This window comes from Haladaptatus sp. DYF46 (assembly GCF_021083305.1).
Lineage (GTDB): Archaea > Halobacteriota > Halobacteria > Halobacteriales > Haladaptataceae > Haladaptatus.
The window spans coordinates 31,096-50,226 of sequence record NZ_JAJFAY010000001.1; the positions used below are offsets into that span (position 1 = coordinate 31,096).

Annotated in this window: 20 protein-coding genes and 1 tRNA gene; 8 read left to right on the plus strand and 13 right to left on the minus strand. The window is 62.1% G+C overall.

The features are described 5' to 3' along the window. Positions 1-7: 7 nt before the first annotated feature. Positions 8-424 (minus strand): hypothetical protein, encoded by a 417-nt coding sequence (locus LJF34_RS00180; protein ID WP_231182618.1) that lies wholly within the window; start codon positions 422-424, stop codon positions 8-10. Positions 425-717: 293 nt separating this feature from the next. Between LJF34_RS00180 and LJF34_RS00185 the strand changes: the two genes are divergently transcribed. Next, positions 718-1,434 carry a TFIIB-type zinc ribbon-containing protein gene (locus LJF34_RS00185; RefSeq protein ID WP_231182619.1) on the plus strand — a complete coding sequence of 239 codons (717 nt, stop codon included), beginning with the start codon at positions 718-720 and terminating at the stop codon, positions 1,432-1,434. A gap of 24 nt (positions 1,435-1,458) precedes the next feature. Here LJF34_RS00185 and LJF34_RS00190 read toward each other — a convergent pair whose 3' ends face one another. From LJF34_RS00190 to glyA, 3 genes are all read right to left on the minus strand, one after another. Then, entirely contained in the window at positions 1,459-2,352 is an 894-nt protein-coding gene (locus LJF34_RS00190) for a bifunctional methylenetetrahydrofolate dehydrogenase/methenyltetrahydrofolate cyclohydrolase (RefSeq protein WP_231182620.1), read from the minus strand. A gap of 99 nt (positions 2,353-2,451) precedes the next feature. Continuing rightward, positions 2,452-2,622 carry a hypothetical protein gene (locus LJF34_RS00195; protein ID WP_231182621.1) on the minus strand — a complete coding sequence of 57 codons (171 nt, stop codon included), beginning with the start codon at positions 2,620-2,622 and terminating at the stop codon, positions 2,452-2,454. Between the two features lie 62 nt (positions 2,623-2,684). Then, positions 2,685-3,932, minus strand: coding sequence for a serine hydroxymethyltransferase (glyA, locus tag LJF34_RS00200; protein ID WP_231182622.1), 1,248 nt, complete (start codon positions 3,930-3,932; stop codon positions 2,685-2,687). A 106-nt stretch (positions 3,933-4,038) separates the two neighbouring features. Here glyA and LJF34_RS00205 point away from each other — a divergent pair, with 106 nt between their 5' ends. From LJF34_RS00205 to LJF34_RS00220, 4 genes are all read left to right on the plus strand, one after another. Beyond that, the gene (locus LJF34_RS00205; protein ID WP_231182623.1) at positions 4,039-6,135 is read left to right on the plus strand and encodes a hypothetical protein; all 2,097 of its coding nucleotides are present in this window, start codon (positions 4,039-4,041) and stop codon (positions 6,133-6,135) included. Between the two features lie 455 nt (positions 6,136-6,590). Beyond that, entirely contained in the window at positions 6,591-7,436 is an 846-nt protein-coding gene (locus tag LJF34_RS00210; protein WP_231182624.1) for a DUF5821 family protein, read from the plus strand. Positions 7,437-7,523: 87 nt separating this feature from the next. Beyond that, complete coding sequence (locus LJF34_RS00215) at positions 7,524-9,248, plus strand: YcaO-like family protein (protein ID WP_231182625.1); 1,725 nt, start codon at positions 7,524-7,526, stop codon at positions 9,246-9,248. Between the two features lie 154 nt (positions 9,249-9,402). After that, complete coding sequence (locus LJF34_RS00220) at positions 9,403-9,564, plus strand: hypothetical protein (RefSeq protein ID WP_231182626.1); 162 nt, start codon at positions 9,403-9,405, stop codon at positions 9,562-9,564. Here LJF34_RS00220 and LJF34_RS00225 read toward each other — a convergent pair. The 3 genes from LJF34_RS00225 to LJF34_RS00235 form a co-directional block, all read right to left on the minus strand. Beyond that, complete coding sequence (locus tag LJF34_RS00225; RefSeq protein ID WP_231182627.1) at positions 9,561-10,694, minus strand: DUF63 family protein; 1,134 nt, start codon at positions 10,692-10,694, stop codon at positions 9,561-9,563. The genes LJF34_RS00220 and LJF34_RS00225 overlap by 4 nt on opposite strands. 43 nt (positions 10,695-10,737) lie before the next feature. Then, on the minus strand, positions 10,738-11,205 hold the full coding sequence (locus LJF34_RS00230) for an Lrp/AsnC family transcriptional regulator (RefSeq protein WP_231182628.1): 468 nt from the start codon (positions 11,203-11,205) through the stop codon (positions 10,738-10,740). A gap of 85 nt (positions 11,206-11,290) precedes the next feature. Then, positions 11,291-12,097, minus strand: a complete 807-nt coding sequence (locus tag LJF34_RS00235) for an inositol monophosphatase (RefSeq protein WP_231182629.1) — start codon at positions 12,095-12,097, stop codon at positions 11,291-11,293. An 88-nt stretch (positions 12,098-12,185) separates the two neighbouring features. Here LJF34_RS00235 and LJF34_RS00240 point away from each other — a divergent pair. Beyond that, a tRNA-Leu gene (locus LJF34_RS00240) sits at positions 12,186-12,270 on the plus strand. A 736-nt stretch (positions 12,271-13,006) separates the two neighbouring features. Further along, the gene (locus tag LJF34_RS00245) at positions 13,007-13,375 is read left to right on the plus strand and encodes an iron-sulfur cluster assembly accessory protein (RefSeq protein WP_231182630.1); all 369 of its coding nucleotides are present in this window, start codon (positions 13,007-13,009) and stop codon (positions 13,373-13,375) included. A gap of 63 nt (positions 13,376-13,438) precedes the next feature. Here the strand turns inward: LJF34_RS00245 and LJF34_RS00250 are convergent, their stop codons facing one another. From LJF34_RS00250 to LJF34_RS00275, 6 genes are all read right to left on the minus strand, one after another. Next, entirely contained in the window at positions 13,439-13,639 is a 201-nt protein-coding gene (locus tag LJF34_RS00250; protein ID WP_231185015.1) for a dodecin, read from the minus strand. Positions 13,640-13,776: 137 nt separating this feature from the next. After that, the gene (locus tag LJF34_RS00255) at positions 13,777-14,424 is read right to left on the minus strand and encodes a hypothetical protein (protein ID WP_231182631.1); all 648 of its coding nucleotides are present in this window, start codon (positions 14,422-14,424) and stop codon (positions 13,777-13,779) included. Next, on the minus strand, positions 14,421-15,032 hold the full coding sequence (locus LJF34_RS00260) for a hypothetical protein (RefSeq protein WP_231182632.1): 612 nt from the start codon (positions 15,030-15,032) through the stop codon (positions 14,421-14,423). The genes LJF34_RS00255 and LJF34_RS00260 overlap by 4 nt, the downstream gene beginning before the upstream one ends. Positions 15,033-15,108: 76 nt before the next feature. Continuing rightward, on the minus strand, positions 15,109-16,053 hold the full coding sequence (locus LJF34_RS00265) for a metal-dependent hydrolase (RefSeq protein WP_231182633.1): 945 nt from the start codon (positions 16,051-16,053) through the stop codon (positions 15,109-15,111). A gap of 76 nt (positions 16,054-16,129) precedes the next feature. Next, positions 16,130-16,717: a hypothetical protein gene (locus LJF34_RS00270; RefSeq protein ID WP_231182634.1), complete on the minus strand. Its 588-nt coding sequence runs from the start codon at positions 16,715-16,717 to the stop codon at positions 16,130-16,132. A 176-nt stretch (positions 16,718-16,893) separates the two neighbouring features. Beyond that, positions 16,894-17,610, minus strand: a complete 717-nt coding sequence (locus LJF34_RS00275; RefSeq protein ID WP_231182635.1) for a four-helix bundle copper-binding protein — start codon at positions 17,608-17,610, stop codon at positions 16,894-16,896. Positions 17,611-17,802: 192 nt separating this feature from the next. On the opposite strand from LJF34_RS00275, the gene LJF34_RS00280 reads away from it, so the two are divergent. Further along, positions 17,803-18,987 carry an alanine--glyoxylate aminotransferase family protein gene (locus LJF34_RS00280; protein WP_231182636.1) on the plus strand — a complete coding sequence of 395 codons (1,185 nt, stop codon included), beginning with the start codon at positions 17,803-17,805 and terminating at the stop codon, positions 18,985-18,987. The last annotated feature ends 144 nt before the right edge of the window (positions 18,988-19,131 follow it).

Sequence of the window (19,131 nt, forward strand, 5' to 3'; positions counted from 1 at the left end):
CGGTAACTCAGTTCTCGGGGTCGCTTCCCTCCGTGGAGTTCGTCGTTCCCTCGTCCGCCTTCCGTCCCGTGAGCGGTTGATGCGAGACGAGTTCGCAGTCGAAATCGGGGTGTTCCGCGAGGTGGTGGACGAGTATGTGCCGTCGTCCGCCGGTCAATCCGCGCTCACCCACCTCCTCCGCGGTGAACGTCCCCGGCAGTCGTTCGTACAGGTCCACCAACGCGTCGAACCGCTCGAACACCTTTCGGTGCCCGGCGGAGTCGGCGCCGCGGCGCGAGACGACGTAACTCCCGTCGTCCCTGTACTCGCCCGCCGTGCGGAAGAACTCGCGGCGTTCGGTCAGTGCCCGTCCCAGCGCTTCGCGCAACCGGTCGGCCTCGCGTCTGGTCAGGTCGTACGTCTCGCCGGAAACGGTCAGCGACACGCCGTCGTCCGTGTTCTCGGCGGAGACCGGCGTCTCCTCGGTAACGAGCGAGTCGTCCGATCCGACCGAATACTCCGCAGAATCAGCAGTGCGACACGTGGCCGAGAATTTCTCGACCAGCCGCCACGAGGCGACTTACTCTATCCTCCGAGCGTGTTTCACTCGACATGGTACCTTCACGTAGTTCGTGACCGCTGATAAATCTACGGGGTGGTCGGTGCAGGCGTCCGCGGCGCTACCGAGCACGTCCGTCGCGCGTGAGAGTTTTCACCCCGGAAGCGCAATCGTGGGACATGAAAGTCCGCGGAACCCGCGAGTGCAAGAACTGTGGGACCCAGTGGTCGTACTACGAGACGGGAAGCGTCACCTGTCCGAACTGCGAGAGCATGCAGAGCGTCGGCTTGGACGAGGATCGGATGCAACACACCGACAGTCCGGCGATGCTCGAACTGGCCGACGTACGCGACGCACTCGACAGGGAACCCGTTCGCGAAGTCGCGACCAGCGCGGCGGAAGCGGCGAGCGAGTACCGCAGAAAACGCGGGTTCATCAGCGGCGGCGAACTCCTCCTGTTGGACGACACGTACCTCGCGGCGGGCGAACTTCGACACGCCGGGGAACTGTTCAGTCGCTCGATGCGGATGACGGACGACGAGGAGATATACTTCTTCTCGCTCCTCCGCGGGGCCGACGAGGGCGAACGACCCGACGCCCGTGACCTCCCCGAGTCGATTTACGAGATTCGGGGGCTGGCGGACGCGGAGTCGCTCAAGGAGTACCACGGCGAGATGGGCGAGTGGGCGAGGGAACACGACGTGGACCGGGAGGGGAGAAACACGCTCGAAACCTTGGGTGAACACGTCCGCCGCGCCCAGGCGCTCGAAGGCGGCATCGACATCGACAGCGCCGAAGCCCTCGTCTCCGCTGCGCGCGATTTGGCGCGGTACTTCGACGAAGGCGATTTGGACGCACTCGCGAGCAGTCGGGACACGCTCTCTCGGTTGGCGTAGTCGCAGTCGCGGACGACCGGACGACTACGGCAGTTCGACTTCGACGCCCTCCTGTTCTCCGGCGGCCTTCACCGTGTTGTAGAGCAACATCGCTCGGGTCATCGGGCCGACGCCGCCCGGAACGGGCGTGATGGCGCTCGCCTTCTCCTTTGCGCTGTCGAAGTCCACGTCGCCGACGAGTTCGTAGCCCTTCTCGTTGTCCGCGTCGACGCGGTTGACGCCGACGTCGATGACGGTCACGCCGTCCGAGAGCATCGACTCGTCGATGAGTTCGGGGACGCCGCAGGCCGCGACGACGACGTCCGCATCGCGGGTCTTCGCCGCGAGGTCGGCGGTGCGGGAGTGACACACCGTCACCGTCGCGTTGCCGCCGTCGGCTTTCTGAATGAGGAGGTTCGCCAGCGGTTTGCCGACGATGTTCGACCGGCCGACGATGACGACGTCCTTCCCTTCCGGGTCCACGTCCGCCGATTCGAGGAGTTTCTGGACCCCGTGCGGCGTACAGGGCTTGAATCGAGGGTGTCCCGCGACGAGCATCCCGACGTTCTCCGGGTGGAAGCCGTCGGCGTCCTTTTTCGGGTCGATGGCGCGGAGGACCTGCCGCGAATCTACGTGGTCGGGAACCGGCATCTGGACGAGAATGCCGTGTACTTCGGGGTCCTCGTTCAGGTCGTCGATGGTGTCGTACAGTTCCTCGGCGGGAGCGTCGGGGTCGATTTCGATATGAATCCCGTTGATACCGACCTCCTCGCAGTCGCGCTGTTTCATCGACACGTACGTCTCGCTCGCGGGGTCGTCGCTCATGAGGACCGTCGCCAATCCCGGCGTTACACCCTCCGCCTTCAGCGTCTGGATGCTCTCGCCGAGGTCCGTTCGAATACCCTCCGCCACTGCGCGTCCGTCGATGATGTCCGTCATTACCGAAGAATGTGACTCGAAGCCCCTTCAACATTCGGGTTCGTGCGCATTTCTGGGATTTAAAATCTGAATATATGCACAATCTTGACTATCCACGGGCTACCGACTCGACTGAATCCTATCGACCTGTTCGCGCGGATGGAACTGGTTTGCCGATTCGGTCTGGATTCGAATCCAACCCGGATAGATGGCGACGGTTACGTCCGCGAGGGATGTTCCGTCGGTGAACACGATGTCGGCACGCTTGAAGCCCGCTAGCTGTTCCGGCATGGTAGTGACTCACGGCGTGCCGAATTAGGTGTGTCGTCTCGAAGGGAAAAATCGGGAGTCGATTACTCGTACAGCGGGTTCGCGTCGCAGAGCGCCTGCACTTCCTCCGCGACTTCGGCCTTCACGTCTTCGTCTCCTATATGATTGATCGTGCGCGCGATGAGTTCGCCGACGCGTTCCGTGTCGTCGGCGTCGAACCCGCGGGTCGTCAGCGCGGGCGTCCCGGCGCGGATGCCGCTGGCGACGAAGGGGGAACGCGTCTCGCCCGGAACAGTGTTCGCGTTGAGGACGATTCCCACGTCTTCCAGCGCCTCTTCGGCGTCTTTTCCCGTCACGTCCTCGTGGGATTCGCGCAGGTCGACGAGGACGAGGTGGGTGTCCGTTCCGCCGGAGACGAGGCCGAAGCCGTTGTCCTGAAACGTCTGCGCGAGGATCTTCGCGTTCTCGACGGTTTGGGCGGCGTACTCCCCGAACTCGGGTTCGAGGGCCTCCTTGAACCCGACTGCTTTGCCCGCGATGTTGTGCATGAGGGGGCCGCCCTGCATGCCGGGAATGACCGCCGTATCGACGGCGTCGGCGTACTCCTCGTCGCACATGATGATGCCGCCGCGGCCCGAGCGGATGGTCTTGTGCGTCGACCCGGTGACGAAGTCGGCAATGCCGACCGGCGAGGGGTGCTCGCCCGCCGCCACGAGGCCCGTGATGTGGGCGATGTCGGCGAGGTGGTACGCGTCCGCCGCGTCGGCGGCCTCCTGAATCCGCTCCCATTCGACCTGCCGCGGGTAGGCGGAGTACCCGGAAACGATGATGTCGGGGTCGAACTCCTCCGCGTGAGCGTATATCTCGTCATAGTCGAGATAGCCGGTTTCGGGGTCCACCTCGTACTGTTCGACCTCGTAGAGTTTCCCGGCGAAGTTCACCTTGTGTCCGTGGCTGAGGTGGCCGCCGTGGGTCAGGTCCAGCGAGAGGATTTTGTCGCCCGGTTCGAGGACGGAGAGGTAGACGCCCATGTTCGCTTGGGACCCGCTGTGCGGTTGGACGTTGACGTGTTCCGCTCCCCACAGTTCCTTCGCGCGCTCGATGGCGAGGCTCTCGACCGTATCGATGTGCTCACAGCCGCCGTAGTACCGCTCGCCTGGATAGCCTTCCGCGTACTTGTTCGTCAGCGTGCTCCCCTGCGCTTCGAGTACCGCTTCGCTGACGAAGTTCTCGCTGGCTATCATTTCCAACGTGTCGCGTTCGCGTTCGACTTCCGCTTCGAGCGCGTCGGCGACGTCCGGGTCAACCGCCCGGATGGTATCGTACTCCATGTGAAACACCCGGACACCACGGCGTATAAGTTTACCTTTCGTGCAATACGGATACGTCCCCGACAGAAATATAAACTAACAGTGAGATAACGATTCTATTACCGGTATGATAGAGTGGGAGGAAACGGGATCCGGGGTTCGTGCGTCCGACCGGACGAAAACCGGCGTTACCGTACGTGCGCCCGATTGGGAGACGGTAGCGGGGGCGGAAGCCATCAACCGCCCGATCGACGAATCCGTCTCGGGCCGTGCCTCGAAACTGTCCCTCCCGCCAAGCCTCGTTAGCGTCACTGAAGTCGAAACGGGTGCCCGCTACGAACACGGTAACGACACCGAACCCCTCGAACTGTCCGACGGCCAATATCTGGCGAACATCCACGGAAACATCAAGACGTATCTCCGTTTTTCCGGGCCGGCGATCATTCGAAAGACCGACGACTTCGGCTCGTTAATCATCGATTTCCCGCGGAAAATCCCGGTTACGCTCGGCTTTCGAAGCCATCACAAGATTCCCGTGGATACGATAACCGTCCCACCGACGGCCGAGGGCGTGGCGACGGCCATCTCCTACGCTTCCTCCTCGCACAAGACGACCGGTCCGGACCGGTCGTATCCGACCCTCCGCGGCCATCCGCCGCGGTTCGAGGTGGGAGCGGAGTTGAACATCCCGGAACCGGTACGACAGCAGAAAAAGAACTCCGGAATCGAAATACGGGTTCCCGACGACTTGGAGACGCTGTTCGTCACCGCGCCGCTCGCGTACTATCTACAGGCGGACGTTCACGTGGAGGAGCGTGATGCTCCCCTGCTCGTCGTCCCCGAAGCCAACTTCACGTACGATTTCAACCCGCTCCCGTCGTATCAAACGGAGGTCGCGTCCATGTTGCGGCGGGTGTTCTTTCTGGACTGTCTCGTTCGGAACGAGGGACCACACAGTTGGGACCTCGCGGAGTTGTCCCTGTTGAACGAACTCGACATCGACCCGGAAGCGACGTACGAGGCGACTCCCGGTCAGCAGTTCGTCGAGTACGACCTCCTCGACTTCGAGCGCATCGACGAGAGACTCCCCGAATGGCACCTGTCCATGTACGTCGAGCCATCGGTGGACAATGTTTCGGCGCTCCCGTACCTCCTCTCGAACCTGAGTGCCATCTACCTCCCGGAATCGTCCCCGCTCGAACAGAACGAACTCCTCGACGTATCGCTCGGCGATTTCTACCGCGATAACCCTCGGACACCGGCGTCGCAGGGGATTGCCGAGCGAGATACGTCTCGGGCGACGGAGGGCGTCTCCTCGATCGAGCGGGTGAAACCGGTGTTACAGAAGGGCCAAGTTCACGGCTGGCTTGCAGAGGGGGTTCCCATCGACGTGTTCAAAGCGGATCCGAGCGCCTACGAAAACCGATTCAAGTACTTCGACCGGTCGAGCGGCGACATCTCGGTGACGTTGATACTGAACGATGATCTGATGGGCGACGAACACGAGGACGTCGCGGAGATATACCTGGAGCGGTCGGAGGACCTCCCCATCGACGTTACGGTTCGCCAGCACCTTTCACGAGGGGAACTCGCCGAGACGCTCGAACAACCCTGTGATTTCATCCACTACATCGGCCACTGCGAGGACTCGGGACTGCGATGTACGGACGGTCACCTCTCGGTATCGAGTATCGATGAAAGCAACGCTCAGACCTTCTTCCTGAACGCCTGCGGTTCCTACCAGCAAGGCATGGAGTTGGTCAAGAAGGGAAGCGTGGCGGGTGCCGTGACGTTCAACAAGGTCCTCAACAAACAGGCCGGGAAGGTCGGCGTCTCGTTCGCACAGTTGGTGGTAAACGGGTTCAGCATTCAGCGGGCGTTACAACTGGCGCGCCGGCGGATCATGATGAACAAGGATTACGCCGTCGTCGGCGACGGAACGCACCAACTAACACAGTGTGACAACACGTTCCCCGCTGTCGGTGATCTGACCGCCGTCAGTGCCTCCGAATTCGAACTCTCCTACCAGCTGGTAACCGAACAACACCCCGGGAGCAATTACCAGCCATATATAAAAGGAGTGAACGAGATGTATCTCAGTGGAAACGTTCCGACGTTCACGTTAACCCGCGCTGAACTCACATCGCTCCTCACACGGGCAAAAATACCGATAATTTTCAATGGGGAACTGTACTGGTCCGCTGAATTGGAGTCGGTACTGTGATTACGGCCCATGAGTGCCCGCTGCACTCTCCAAGGGAGAAACTCCCCAGTCCGAAAGGATAACGGTCGCGAACATAAGACCGAATGCCGCGTTGATCGTCCACGGATGCTCCATCATCCAACCCTCAATTTTACCTCGCATGACGCATGTTGATACATCACATCATTACTTCATTCTTTCGGACTGTTAGCGCAATATGGAATTGGTAATTAGCAATTACTCGGTAGAATCATGCGATTATCGTCGGTCAGCGACGCTTGACGTCCGGAAAATATTGCGATATTACGCCTTCTGAACACTCTCGCGGCCATACACTAAAATTCAATTCTATTGAAGAGATTTGGGCGATCAGGGTGGTATTATACAAAATTGCCGGTTGTAATTACGACGTTGACTAATTGTTCATGCTACATAACCTATGATTTCCGTTGGTTTCGAGCGTTAAAATTAAATAGATGAATCTCTTCCGTCCCGCCATGGAAACAAAATCGAACCTCTTGAACCAAAGCGTCCACGAAATCCTGCAGACGGTTATCGACCAGGGTCCCGACGTGATGCTCGTCGTGAACCCATCCGCCAGCGCCATCGAAGACCTCATCGATGCCGCAACCGAATACGACGGAGACCTCCCCGAGATGCGCATGCTCGCGGACGAAGGGACTCTGAAAGACGTGATGGAGGACTTCATCATCGCCAGCAACGCCGCGGACCTCATCGACGAGGGCGCGCTCACGCTGCGTACGACGGAGGACTCCTCCGGTAACTCGCTCCTCGTCACCGAGGACGTCGTCATCGCACTCGTGACGGCGGGCGACCGCGTCGGGGGTCTGACCTCCGACGACGATGACTTCGTGGACGCCGCCTACGGCACCTACACGAATTTCTGGGACGACGCAAGCGACTTCTCGCTCCGCACGCCCCCGATCACGCGCGTCCGCGAGACGCTCGGCGAGGAAATCAGTCCCGAGGCGGAAGACGACTTCAACAGCGTCCTCTCCTCGCTCGAAACCGCTCGCGGTGACGGTGACGGACTGGACGAAGTGACCATCAGCCTCCTCGTCGCGGCGAAAAACGAGGCGCTCCTCTACGACATCAGCAAGTGGGGCGAGGACGTCGGCATCGCAAGCAAAGCGACGTTCTCCCGAACGAAGACCAAGCTCGAAGACATGGGCCTCATCGGTACGGAGAAGGTCCCCATCGACGTCGGTCGTCCACGTCTCCGCCTGAAGCTCGCCAACGACGACCTTCAGAACGCGGACACCGACCAGCTCGCTGGCGTCGCACAGAGCATGCTCAACTGAGCTCGACACAACTCCTTTCCGTTTTTTTATCCCCGTGAGCGGTAGCCATCCGTCGTACTTTTGCCACCCGCGCGTTTCGTCCCGTTCATGAACACCCTGCTGGGCATTATCGGTCGGGGCCCCGGTGCCGATGCGGTCGAAACGACGCTGTCGGACGTGGACGGAACCGTCACGGAACTCGCCGTCGATTGTATCGACGATGCGGACATCGCAGTCGTCATCGACGAGGTGGGCGCGTCCGTCTTCGAGCGCGCGAACCGAGCGGACGTTCCGTGGATCGCAGTCGAACTCGGCGGCATCGGCGGCCGGTCGATTCCCGGCGTCGACGCCGCGGTTTCGGGTTTTTCGCCGAAGACAGCCTGTTTCGATTGCTTGCGCGCACGCGTGGCGGCCAACGCGGAGGAGACTGACGACGGCACGACGGACACCGAAAACGACGGATGCGATTCGGTCACCGAGCGATTCGCGGGTGCGGTCGCGGGACGGGAAGCGGCGGCGCTCGCGGCGGGGGACGGGTCGGAAATCCTCGGCGGCGTCGTGGAGGTTCCTCACGCGGAGCGACGACTCCTCCCGGTTCCGGGCTGTCCGACGTGCGGAAAACCGCGGGACAGAACGCTCGGTATCGGGTACGAGGAACGGACGCTGGACGAGGCGATTTCGAGCGCCGAACTGGGGTTGGACGAGCGCCTCGGCGTCATCCAGTCGCTCGGCGAGGTGTCGTCGTTTCCGGTGCCGTACTATCTGGCGACCGTTACGGACACGAGTGGATTCAGCGACGTTCGCGCACCGGGGCAGTCCGCGGGCGTCGCGGACGGCTGGGACGAGGCGCTGATGAAGGCGCTGGGCGAGGGAATGGAGCGCTACTGCGCGGGCGTGTATCGGGAATCGGAGTTCGCGACGGCGCGACCCTCCGCCCTCGGGAACGCGGTTTCGCCCGCCGAGTTCGTTCGACCGACGGGGTGGCCGGATACGAACGACGACGAACTCCAGTGGGTGTCGGGTCGAAACCTGACGACGGGTGAACTCGTCCACCTCCCGGCCGAATTCGTTCACTTCCCGCCGCCGTCGGCGCGATTCAAGCCGTCCATAACGACCGGGTTAGGGTTGGGCAACTCGACGGCGGAGGCGCTGACGTCCGGGTTGTACGAGGTCATCGAGCGCGACGCGACGATGCTCGCGTGGTACTCGTCGTTCGAACCGCTCGGCCTGCACGTCGAGGACGAGGGCTTCGAGACGCTGACTAAGCGAGCACGCGCGGAGGGGTTGGACGTGACGGCACTCCTCGTCACACAGGACATCGACGTTCCGGTGGTCGCGGTGACGGTCCATCGGGACGGGGAGTGGCCGAAGTTCGCGGTCGGGTCCGGTGCCGATCTGGACCCGGACGCGGCGGCCCGTTCCGCCCTCGCGGAGGCCCTCCAGAACTGGACGGAACTGAACCTGATGGGGAGAGACGACGCGGCGGAGGCGGAGGGGTCGATTGCCGAGTACGCGTCGTTCCCGGAAGCGGCCCGCGAATTCGTCTCGCCGGAAACGACGATTCCGAGCGAAAGCGTCGGTTCGGGGATTCGGAACGGGGAAAAAGAGTTGGAAGCCGTCGTGTCGCTGGCGAGCGAGGCGTTTTCGGTGTACGGCGCTCGGGTGACGACGCGCGACGTGGCATCGCTCGGGTTCGAGGCGGTCCGCGTCCTCGCGCCGGAGGCACAACCGCTGTTCACCGGGGAGGCGTTTTTCGGCGAGCGTGCGCGAACGGTCCCCGCGGAACTCGGATTCGAGGCCCGTCTCGACCGGAAACCGCATCCGTATCCCTGAATTGGTTGACGGCGCGCGGCGAATTAGCGAGAAAACCGCCATCCGAACCGTGCCAATATGGCACATGGATTTATATTGTACTCGGCCGTAACGCCTATCAGAGGAAAGTATCAATGATGTATAATATAATAAATACGTTCGTCGGAGTGACAGTATGACGACCGAGTTCGACCTCTCGTGTGCCACGTGTGGGTCGCCGTTGTCGAAGCGAACCGTCTCCGTGGACCACTTGAACGCACGGAACGTCGAAGCCGCGGTGTGCGGGAACTGTGGCGACCGGTATTTCCCCGAATCGACGTTGCGACGACTGGATTAGATTCCGAACGTCGCCCGGAGCATGTCGCGGGTTCCCGGTCCGAGTCCGACCGCGACGATTGCGATGAGGAGCAGGATGGCGTAGCGCGGGCTCTCCTCGAATATCTGTTCGTCGAACACCCAGACGACGGCGACCGCGGCGACGATTTTGACGAGGAGGAACGGCCACGCCGTTCCGATAACGCTCGTTACCGAGGCGGGGAACACGCTCGTCGTGATGTCGATGATGGCGCGGTTGACGGGGTGTTTTGCGGTATACGCTCCGCCGAGTCCGAGCGCGCCCGACCAGTCGAGAACGGCGACGTTTGCGACGCCGTCGACCGCATGCCCCCAGATGACGACCGCACCCATCGCGGCCGTTCCCGCGTTGATTTCGGGAGCGTATCGGTTCACCGCCCACCAGACGATAGCGGTGACGAGCGTCGCGCCCCCGAGGACGACGACGAGCACCTGCGGATAGAACGTCAGGCGATCGGTCGTCGCCGTCAAGAAGACTAGATACCCGATCGTGGCGGCGAGGACGAGCGTTCCGATTCCCGCGAGCGGGTACTCGTAGTCCTCCACGATGCCGCTACGGGCGAGCGCGACGCTCACGACGAGGGCCGCGAGCGTGACGCCGAAGACGGTGAAATAGATGATGGGGCTGATGATGAGCGTGTTCCACGGGAACGGAATCGGACTTTGGCCCGCCTGTGCGAGGGCATCGTTCGCGTCCTCCACGACGCGCAGCGCGCCGCCGAAGAGCATGAACGGAAAGAGCGCGTAGAAGAGGTCTCGATCCTGTCCGACGTCCAGACGGCGGAGGAGATAGACCACGCCTATCAGCGCGATGATAAGCGTGACGGCGTAGCCGACCTCCGAGACGAGGGTGTAGCCGGGTTCCGCGACCGGACCCGGGGCCGTCGCGCAGGTTCCGGCGTCGTAGATGTACTTCGTCGCGCCGTCCACGCGGACGGCACACGATGCGTTCTTCGCGTCGGCCAGTACGGGGCCCCAAAAGTAGTGCCAGATGAAGCCGTCGTACACTCGTTTCGGAAACGCGAGCGCGCCGCCGACCAGCGCGACGATGGCGGCGGCGACGGCCCCCAGCCACAGTCGCTCGTTGTCGGGTTCCTCGCTTGCTGTGTCCATATCGCACGAACCGGAGCGAGCGGGTTTTAGGGTTCCGGTCTCGTCACTCGTCGATGTTCATCTCGAGGGGGAGTTCCTCGCTCTCGTAGGGCGACCCGAGGACGACCATCGTCTGTGAGCGGGCGAATCCGTCCATCTGAGCGATGTTGTCGAACATCAGTTCGCGGAGGCTATCCGCGTTTTCGGCGTACACTCGCGCTAAAACGTCCCACGAACCGGTCGTGAGGTGGACTTCCTGAATCCCCTCGATTCTTTCGAGGCGTTTGAGCGTGTCCTTCTCGCGGCCCTGTTCCACGCGAAGGCCGACGAACGCGGAGATGCCGAGCGAGACTTCCTTCGGGTTCACCGTCGCGTGATAGCCGGTGATGACGCCCGCTTCTTCCATCCGGTTAACGCGGTCGTGTACCGTCGCACTGGACATGTCGATCTGTCGCGCGATTTCGCTGAATGGCGTTCGAGCGTTCGCTTGGAGGGCTTTCAAAATGGCACGGTCCGTGTCATCCAGGTTCATATCGCTACCGTGAAGCCCCACTGCTAAATAATTGTACACCTGAACTCGGTCAACGTACGGTACTTCGATAATAAATTCTAACAATCTATTTATCGAAATATGGTTCGGCGTCGCGGGCCGCCGCGAGGACTTCGTCGTGCGCCTCACCGTTCGAGGCGACCAACCCTCGACTCCGTGTCGTCCACGGTTCGCCGTGGATGTCCGTAACCGTTCCGTCCGCCTGTCGAATCATGAACACGCCTGCAACCGTATCCCACGGATTCGGGACGATGTTCGACACGACGCCCTCCAGTGCGCCGTCCGCGACCATTCCGAGGACGATTTGGGCACACCCGAATCGGCGCATGTCGCCGAATCGCTTCACGATGCCCTCGACTGTCGCGGCGTATTCCTCGCGGCGGTCGAAGTCCCACCAGAGGGTCGGGCAGACGGTGAACGTCTCGGGGTCGGTTCGGTGGCTGACCGTCATCTCCTCGCCGTTCAAGGACGCCCCGTTCGCGTCCGCGGTGTACGTGTCGCCCAGCGCCGGGCAGACGTTCGCGGCCGCGACGGTTTCCCCGTCCCGTACCGCCGCGACGCTGGTCGCCCACAGCGGAATCCCGCGCACGAAGTTGTTCGTCCCGTCGATCGGATCGATGATCCAGACGTCGCCCTCCTCCGGGACCTCCCTCAGCGCGTCCTCCTCCTCGCCGACGATTACGTCGTCCGGGAACTCGTCCCGTATCTCCTCGATGACGCGGCGTTGACTTCGTCGGTCGAACTCCGTCACCACGTCCGTCTTGTTCGATTTCGTCTCGACGGTGATCTCCTCGCGGAAGCCCTCGGCGGCGATTTCGCTTCCCGCTCTCGCGGCGCGTACGGCCGATTCGAGGCGATTTTCGGCGTTCGTCATGGTTCGAGTGCCGGGGCGACATGGAAAAGGAGTGTCGTTTCTCGATTCGCAACGTTTTAACACCCGCACGATGCATTACGAACTGCGTGCGAGGGTAGCCAAGCCCGGCCAACGGCGGCGGACTCAAGATCCGCTCCTGTAGAGGTCCAAGGGTTCAACTCCCTTCCCTCGCATGTCAGCGCGCAATCAACAAGCGCGCGACTGCGACGAGGGGCGTTGAATGAGGCCAGACGGAACGTCTGGACGTAGTTCAACTCCCTTCCCTTGCACTCACACGAGTGCAGGAAGACCGCACAGAGCGTTCTTCCCTCGCAACAACTCGAAGGGGCCAATCACAGGCTCTCGCAAAACTTCTGATGACGACTACGGATCGAAAAGTGATAACTCTGGAACGGGTGGGATATTTGTTCAGTTTCGTACATCCCGGGTTTTCGTGTGGCGCGCGCTGGCGGGGCGGCGAGGATAGCAGTCATCCGAGCCGCCCGCTGATAGCGTGCGAGGTCTTCGTGAGTGAATGCGACGGAGTCGGCTGGGGAGGATGTGGCGCAGTGCGGTGACGGTTGGGTGGGATTGAAAGGGGCCGTCCGGTCGCGTTCACATAGTCGACTGTGTGGGCCACTATCCGCGCGAGTTGTGGAGGGAGCGCGGATATCCCGCACAGCGACCGTGAGCGGTCGGGGGCTTTCAGGGTCTTAGTCGCAGTAATTTCGCCTCGAAATACGAAACATAACTCGGAGTATCTGGCGAGGGTTTTTTAAGAACCTCATTCCAGTGATTCTATTCGTATAGCTCCCACTATCACACCGTGCCGGATGATCTGATCTCTTTCGAGCACGCCATCACTCTCGCCCCCACCGACTCTTTGCAAGCAGGCCAACGTTAATGAGGCTCGGACGGCTACCCATACGCATGAGTACCGATGCCGCGCCGAACGGCGAGGACGTCCCGCAAATCGAGGTGACGGAGGATGCGGCCGAGCAAGCGTTGTCCCTATTGGACAGTGAGGGCCTCGACCATTCAGTCGCCGGGCTTCGCCTGTTCGTCCAACAGGGTGGCTGTGCCGGCCTCTCCTACGGAATGCGATTCGACGACGAACCCGAGTCCGACGACACGATTTTTACCCACTACGGCCTGCGCGTATTCGTGGACCCGGCGAGCATGAACTACATCGAGGGGAGCGTCGTTGACTACGAAACCGGCCTGCAAGGTGCGGGCTTCCACGTCGAGAACCCGAACGTGGTTTCCGAATGTGGCTGTGGCGAGAGCTTCCGAACCTGATTCGACGCGAAAAATATCCGTTTTCGTCAGTCTCGTCGACGATCTTTCGTTTTTCGATTCGCGTTACTCGTCCAGTTCGAACGCGACGGTCACTTCCGCTTGATACTCGCGTCCTTCGACCGAGGCGACTTCGACGCCGAGGGTGTCCACTTCGACCCATTTGACGTTGTCGATGGTTTCCTCCGCCCGGTCGATGGCGGTATCGGTGGCTTCCTCGAAACTCTCGTCGCTCGTCCCGATGAGGGTGATCTTCTTGAACACCATGACGTCGTATGATTCTCCGTCCGCGGTGAAAATCGCATCGGCCGCAGTGACGGTTTTCGGGGTCCGTGTCACGGGCTTATCCGCCGCGGCGTTCGAACGGGAGGCGGTCATCAACCGGCCATCGTACCGAGTTCGTTTTACTCCGAGCCTTGCATTTGGGTGTCGAGACGGTCGGCGAGGGCACCGGTCACGTCGGTGAGATACGCGGTACCCCAAATCGCGGTAATGAGGCCGCCAGCGATGTCGAACAGCAGGTCGAGCATCGTGTCTTCGAGTCCGTACTGGGTGAGGACGGCGCTTCCGCCGAGGATGCTGCCCAGTCCGCTCACCGCGAACTCGGTCACTTCCCAGATGACGCCGAAGGCGACGACGAACATGAGGATGAACACGAACATGAACCGAGGCGGAAGGTACACGTCGGGGTTGTGCGCGTCGAGTGCGCGCACGGTCGCATAGCCAACCCCCGCGACGAGGGACGCGGAGAGCATGTGGGTCACGTGGTCCCACCACCAGACGTTCTGGTAGGGGCCGAGCGTTCCGACGGCGTGCAGGAAGACGGCGGTGGTGATCCACAGCGTCAGACCCGCGTCCATCGGAATCTGGTAGTCGCGTTTGAGTACCGCGGGGACGAGCGTGATGGCGAACGCCAGCGCGCTGTTGATCATGATGCCGAGGTTTCCTCGATCCATCCCGATGAAGAAGATTCCGATGAGGCTCAACTCCATCACCCGCGTCAACTGCCGCTGGCTGTGCTCGGAGATTCCGAGTCGCTCGCGGAGCCTCATCGCAGGTGCTCCTGTATCTCGACCGGGAGGCGTTCTTCCGCCGGGATGACCCGCCGGAAGTACCATTCGAAGATGATTCCGGCGAAGACGCCGACGGCCGTCGCGTAGACGAAGTCCCACATCAACTGATACTCGCTGCCGAGGAACTCGGTTCCGAGGTAGACGTCGGAAAGCCACTGGACGACCGCCCAGACGCCCGCCGTCGCAATCGTGGTCACGACGACGAACAGGACGGCGAACCAGTGCGTCATCCGAACCGGCGTGAAGACGTGCAGTTCGACGGCCACGATGAGTGCGAGCGCGGCGACGGAAAGGTACGTCGCGACCCGCGTGGTGAGCGCGAGCGTCGCGAGTTCCCGCCCGAGAATGGGGAGTGCGGCGAGAACGAGAACCTCCCACGGAAGCATCGCTTCGGTGTTTCGATACGCGATGGGCGGAACGAGCGCGAGGGCCGCGACCGTTGCGGCCAACAGCATCCACAGGAGGTCGTCCTGCAACAGACTGCCGATAGCAACGACGAGCAGAAATCCGATGAGTAGCCACGCCAGTCCGGCGTTGACTCGCTTGTCCTCGACGAGCGCGTCCAACTGACTGACCCGCTGTGCCATGCTAGCGAATATGGGCGGGAACGGTAAGAATGGGTAGGTAGTGCGACCGCCGAGAAGCTATCGACGAATGTGAAAATCAGGAGAAAGCGTACATCCCGGCGTACGCGATGACCGCGAGCGTTACCGCGGCCATGCCGGTACACACCCATGCGGTGGGGCTCCGAACGGGACGAAACGGGCGTTCGGGGTGGAGTTGCGGTCCGACGCCGATGGCACCGACTGCGAGTACGGAAAACACGAACTGGTAGGACACCGAGAGCGTCGGTGCGGGAATCACCAGCGCGGCCAAGGCGTAGCCGACGCCGAGCGCGGCACGCGGGTGGACGTGTTCGCGCAACTCCCGCCGAGCGTCCCCGGCACGGAGACTGAAGTAGACGACGGCGGCGAACCACGCGAGTCCCAGTTCCAAGCCGAAGATGGCGAGGAGGTTCAGCGTCGGGTCGGAGAGAAGGGCGAGTCGTGAATGAAGCAGCGTCACGTCGAACGGGTAGAAAAACCGCGGCGGCGACCCCGTGAACACGTCACCGAAGGGGTGTGATGCGAGGCCGAAGACGGCGGCGAGCAACAACGCCCGCGGCCCGAGGTCGGTGTTCGAGTCGGCGACGAGCGCGGCGACCGTCCCGACGACGACGAAGACGAGCATGACGCCCGCGCCGAGGAGGCCGCTCGTTCCGAGGGCGATCCAGACGAGCACCGCCAGGAGTCCGGCAGAAACCATCTTGTGCGGCCAATTCCCCGTGGCCAAGACGAACGCGGGGCCGGCGACGGCGGCGACGACGAGCGAGTGGGTTACGGCACGATGGACGAGTTGTGAACTCCCCCAAAACGCGGCCGTCATGTGCCACACACCGCCGAACCCGGCCTGTGCGAGACCGATAACCGCGTAGGTCATATCGACGTCCGGTATCGTAGCGAAGACGCCCGCGACGACCCCGAACGCGAGCGCGCGCTCCGCGGACCAAAATCGCTGGGCGACGAGCGCCGCCACCCCGAAGGCGAGCAGCGCGTGGCCGACCATCATGGAACTCCTCTTCGCGTTCGGTCCTCATAAACTTCGTCCCAGCGATATGCTGACTCGTGTCGTCCGAGTCGGACGTCTACTGGACGCCGACGCCCTGCTGTCGTGCCGTCTCGATTCCCTTCGAGAGCGACTCGATGGCCCGGTCGAGCACCTGAACGGTATCCATCACGGGCGGATACCGGTACTGACCTAACTCCTCCCGCGCGTCGAGGAAGGTGTTCAGCATCACTTCGCCCACGTCGATGCGGCGGTACGGGTTGCGCGACATCAGTTGGACGCCGAGGTGCGCGATGTCGGCGACGTCCCGACACGTCCTCGCACACGTTCCCAACTCCGGGCCGCGTTCGACGCACTGGTCCGCACACCACTCGGCCGTGGTTTCGAGCCGCTGGAAGTCCGCCAACACCAACATCACGTCGCTCGAAAGGTGGTCTTCGAACTTCGGCTTGGCACCGACTTCCTCCTCCGTCCGTCCGGCTTGAGGTTGCTGACCCATCGACTGCTGTCCGCCGACCTGCTGTCGTTCCTGCGTTCCCCCTCGCTGACCCATCGGCTGTTGCATTCCCTGCCGTGACTGTGGCGCTCGTCGTCCGTGGTTTTCGTGCCCAGTTTCGGCTTCCCGCCCAAACGATTCCTCTCGTGGTTGCTGATACCGTTGTGTCATGATTCTTCTCCGCTCCTCGCTGGAGCAGGTGGCCTTCGCTTGTCGTCGGCATAAACGGGGCCGACCGTTCGAACGGAAACCGGAGGAGCGTTCGAATGAAAGGTGTAGTCGGTGCCGGATACGGGTCGTTTCGGTGCGAGAACGTTTCCTTACGACGTGTGGAAAAAGTTCGGTTGTTAGAACTGCGATTGCTGACCGGGAATCCCTTGCTGGGTTCCTCCCTGCTGCATCGTCGTCCCCTGCTCCATCGTCTGCAGTTGGTCGAGCAACCGGTAGGTAGAATCGACGGCCCGGGAAAGAACCGACGCACATTCCTGACAGTGCGGGTTCTGGTGTCGCATACACTCGCTCGCACATTCCTCGGCCGCGTTGGCGAACACTTCAGCGAGTTCCGGCCCGAAGACCGAATCTCGGGCGATGAGTTTCGCGTTCAGCGTTCCGAGGTCGGAGACGTCCCGACAGAGCCGAATGCATTCGGCCATCTGTGGCCCCTCGTCGATGCACTTGTCGGCACACCAATCACAGACCTTCGCGGCCTTCTCGAAGTCTTCGAGCGCGACGCGCATCTCGCCCGGCAACTGGTCGTCGAACTGGCCGCCCGGTTGTGTCAGTTGCTGGCCGCCAGTTTGGCCCATCCCTTGGCCACCGGTCCGGCTCTGTTGGCCACCGATCTGGCCTTGTTGGCCGATCTCCTGTCGGCCCATCTGCTGGCCGGTCCCCTGCTGGCCGTACTCCATCCCTTGTTGGCCGTACTCCTGTTGAGACTCCCGTCGGCCGCCGTGCGGAATTCCGCCCTGCTGGCCGACGTTCGTCCGTCCGTAGCCCTGTGATTGGCCGTACTGACCGCCTCCGATTCCCACCTGCGAGTGCTGCATGGGTCCCTGTTGTGTCATTGTATTCCTCCACCCAGCACCGTGCTGGGGTATCCCGTCTTACACCCATAACCCGAATAAACCGGACCGACCGTTTCGACCGTTTAAAAACCGTTCGTCCCGAGAAACGCCGCGTTGTGCGAATCAACGATCCGTTGGACGTCGGATGCCGAGACGACGGGATTTTTGTCACCCCGAGTGCTACGGCCACGCATGGAAAACCCCACGGTAGGCGAGTTGACACCGCCCGACAGAACCCTGATGGGTCCCGGCCCGAGCGAAGTGCATCCTCGCGTCCTCCGAGCGATGAGTACGCCGTTGGTCGGCCATTTAGACCCGTCGTTCATCGAGGTCATGAACGAGGTTCAAGACCTCCTCCGATACGCGTTCAGAACGGAGAATCAATGGACCATTCCCGTCTCCGGAACTGGCTCCGCCTCCATGGAGGCCGCTATCGGCAATCTGGTGGAACCCGGCGACACGATGTTGGTTCCGACTAACGGTTACTTCGGCGGTCGAATGGAGTCGATGGCGAAACGGGCGGGCGGGGAAGTGGTCCACGTCGATGCACCGTGGGGCGAACCCCTCGACCCCGCCGACGTGCAGGCCGCCTTCGAGGAACACCGACCGGACGTCTTCGGATTTATTCACGCGGAGACGAGCACCGGCGTGGTTCAACCGTCCGTTTCCGAACTGACGGGCATCGCCCACGACCACGACGCGTACGTCGTCGCCGATTCGGTCACGTCGCTCGGCGGCGTCGAGTTGAAGGTAGACCAGTGGGACATCGACGTGGCCTACTCCGGTCCACAGAAGTGCCTCTCGTGTCCGCCGGGAGCGAGTCCGCTGACGCTCAACGACCGCGCGATGGAGAAGGTGCTCTCCCGCGAGGAAGCCCCGCGTTCGTGGTACCTCGACCTCTCGCTCCTCGAAGGGTATTGGGGCGACGACCGGGCGTATCACCACACGGCACCCATCACGAACGTCTATGCGCTCCGCGAGGCGCTTCGTCTCGTCAGCGAGGAGGGAATCGAAGCGCGCTGGGAGCGCCATCGAGAGGTGGCGGGCGCGCTCAAGGCGGGTGTCGAGGCGATGGGACTCGAAATGAACGCGCCGGAGGAGTACTGGCTTCCCAGCCTCAACGCCGTTCGCGTCCCCGAGGGCGTCACGGACACGGACATCACGAGCTATCTCCTCGACCAGTACGACCTCGAAATCGCCACCGGTCTCGGCGATTTGGACGGCGAAATCTTCCGCATCGGCTGTATGGGTTACTCCGCCCGCCCCGAAACCGTCTCGTATCTCGTGAGTGCGCTCGGCGATGCGCTCCGAGAGCACGGCGCGGACGTGGACGTGGAGGCCGGACTCGCGGCGACGAGCGACGCGCTCGGGCGATAGGCGGCGATTATCGGGTTTTCCGATGGTGCGACTAAAACGGAGAGTCATGCTCGCATCCGAACACTGACGTCTCTCCGTCGTCCGTCGTCGGTGACGCTGATTGCGGTCTGTCGGATAAACATCCGAATTGAAATAGAATCTGAA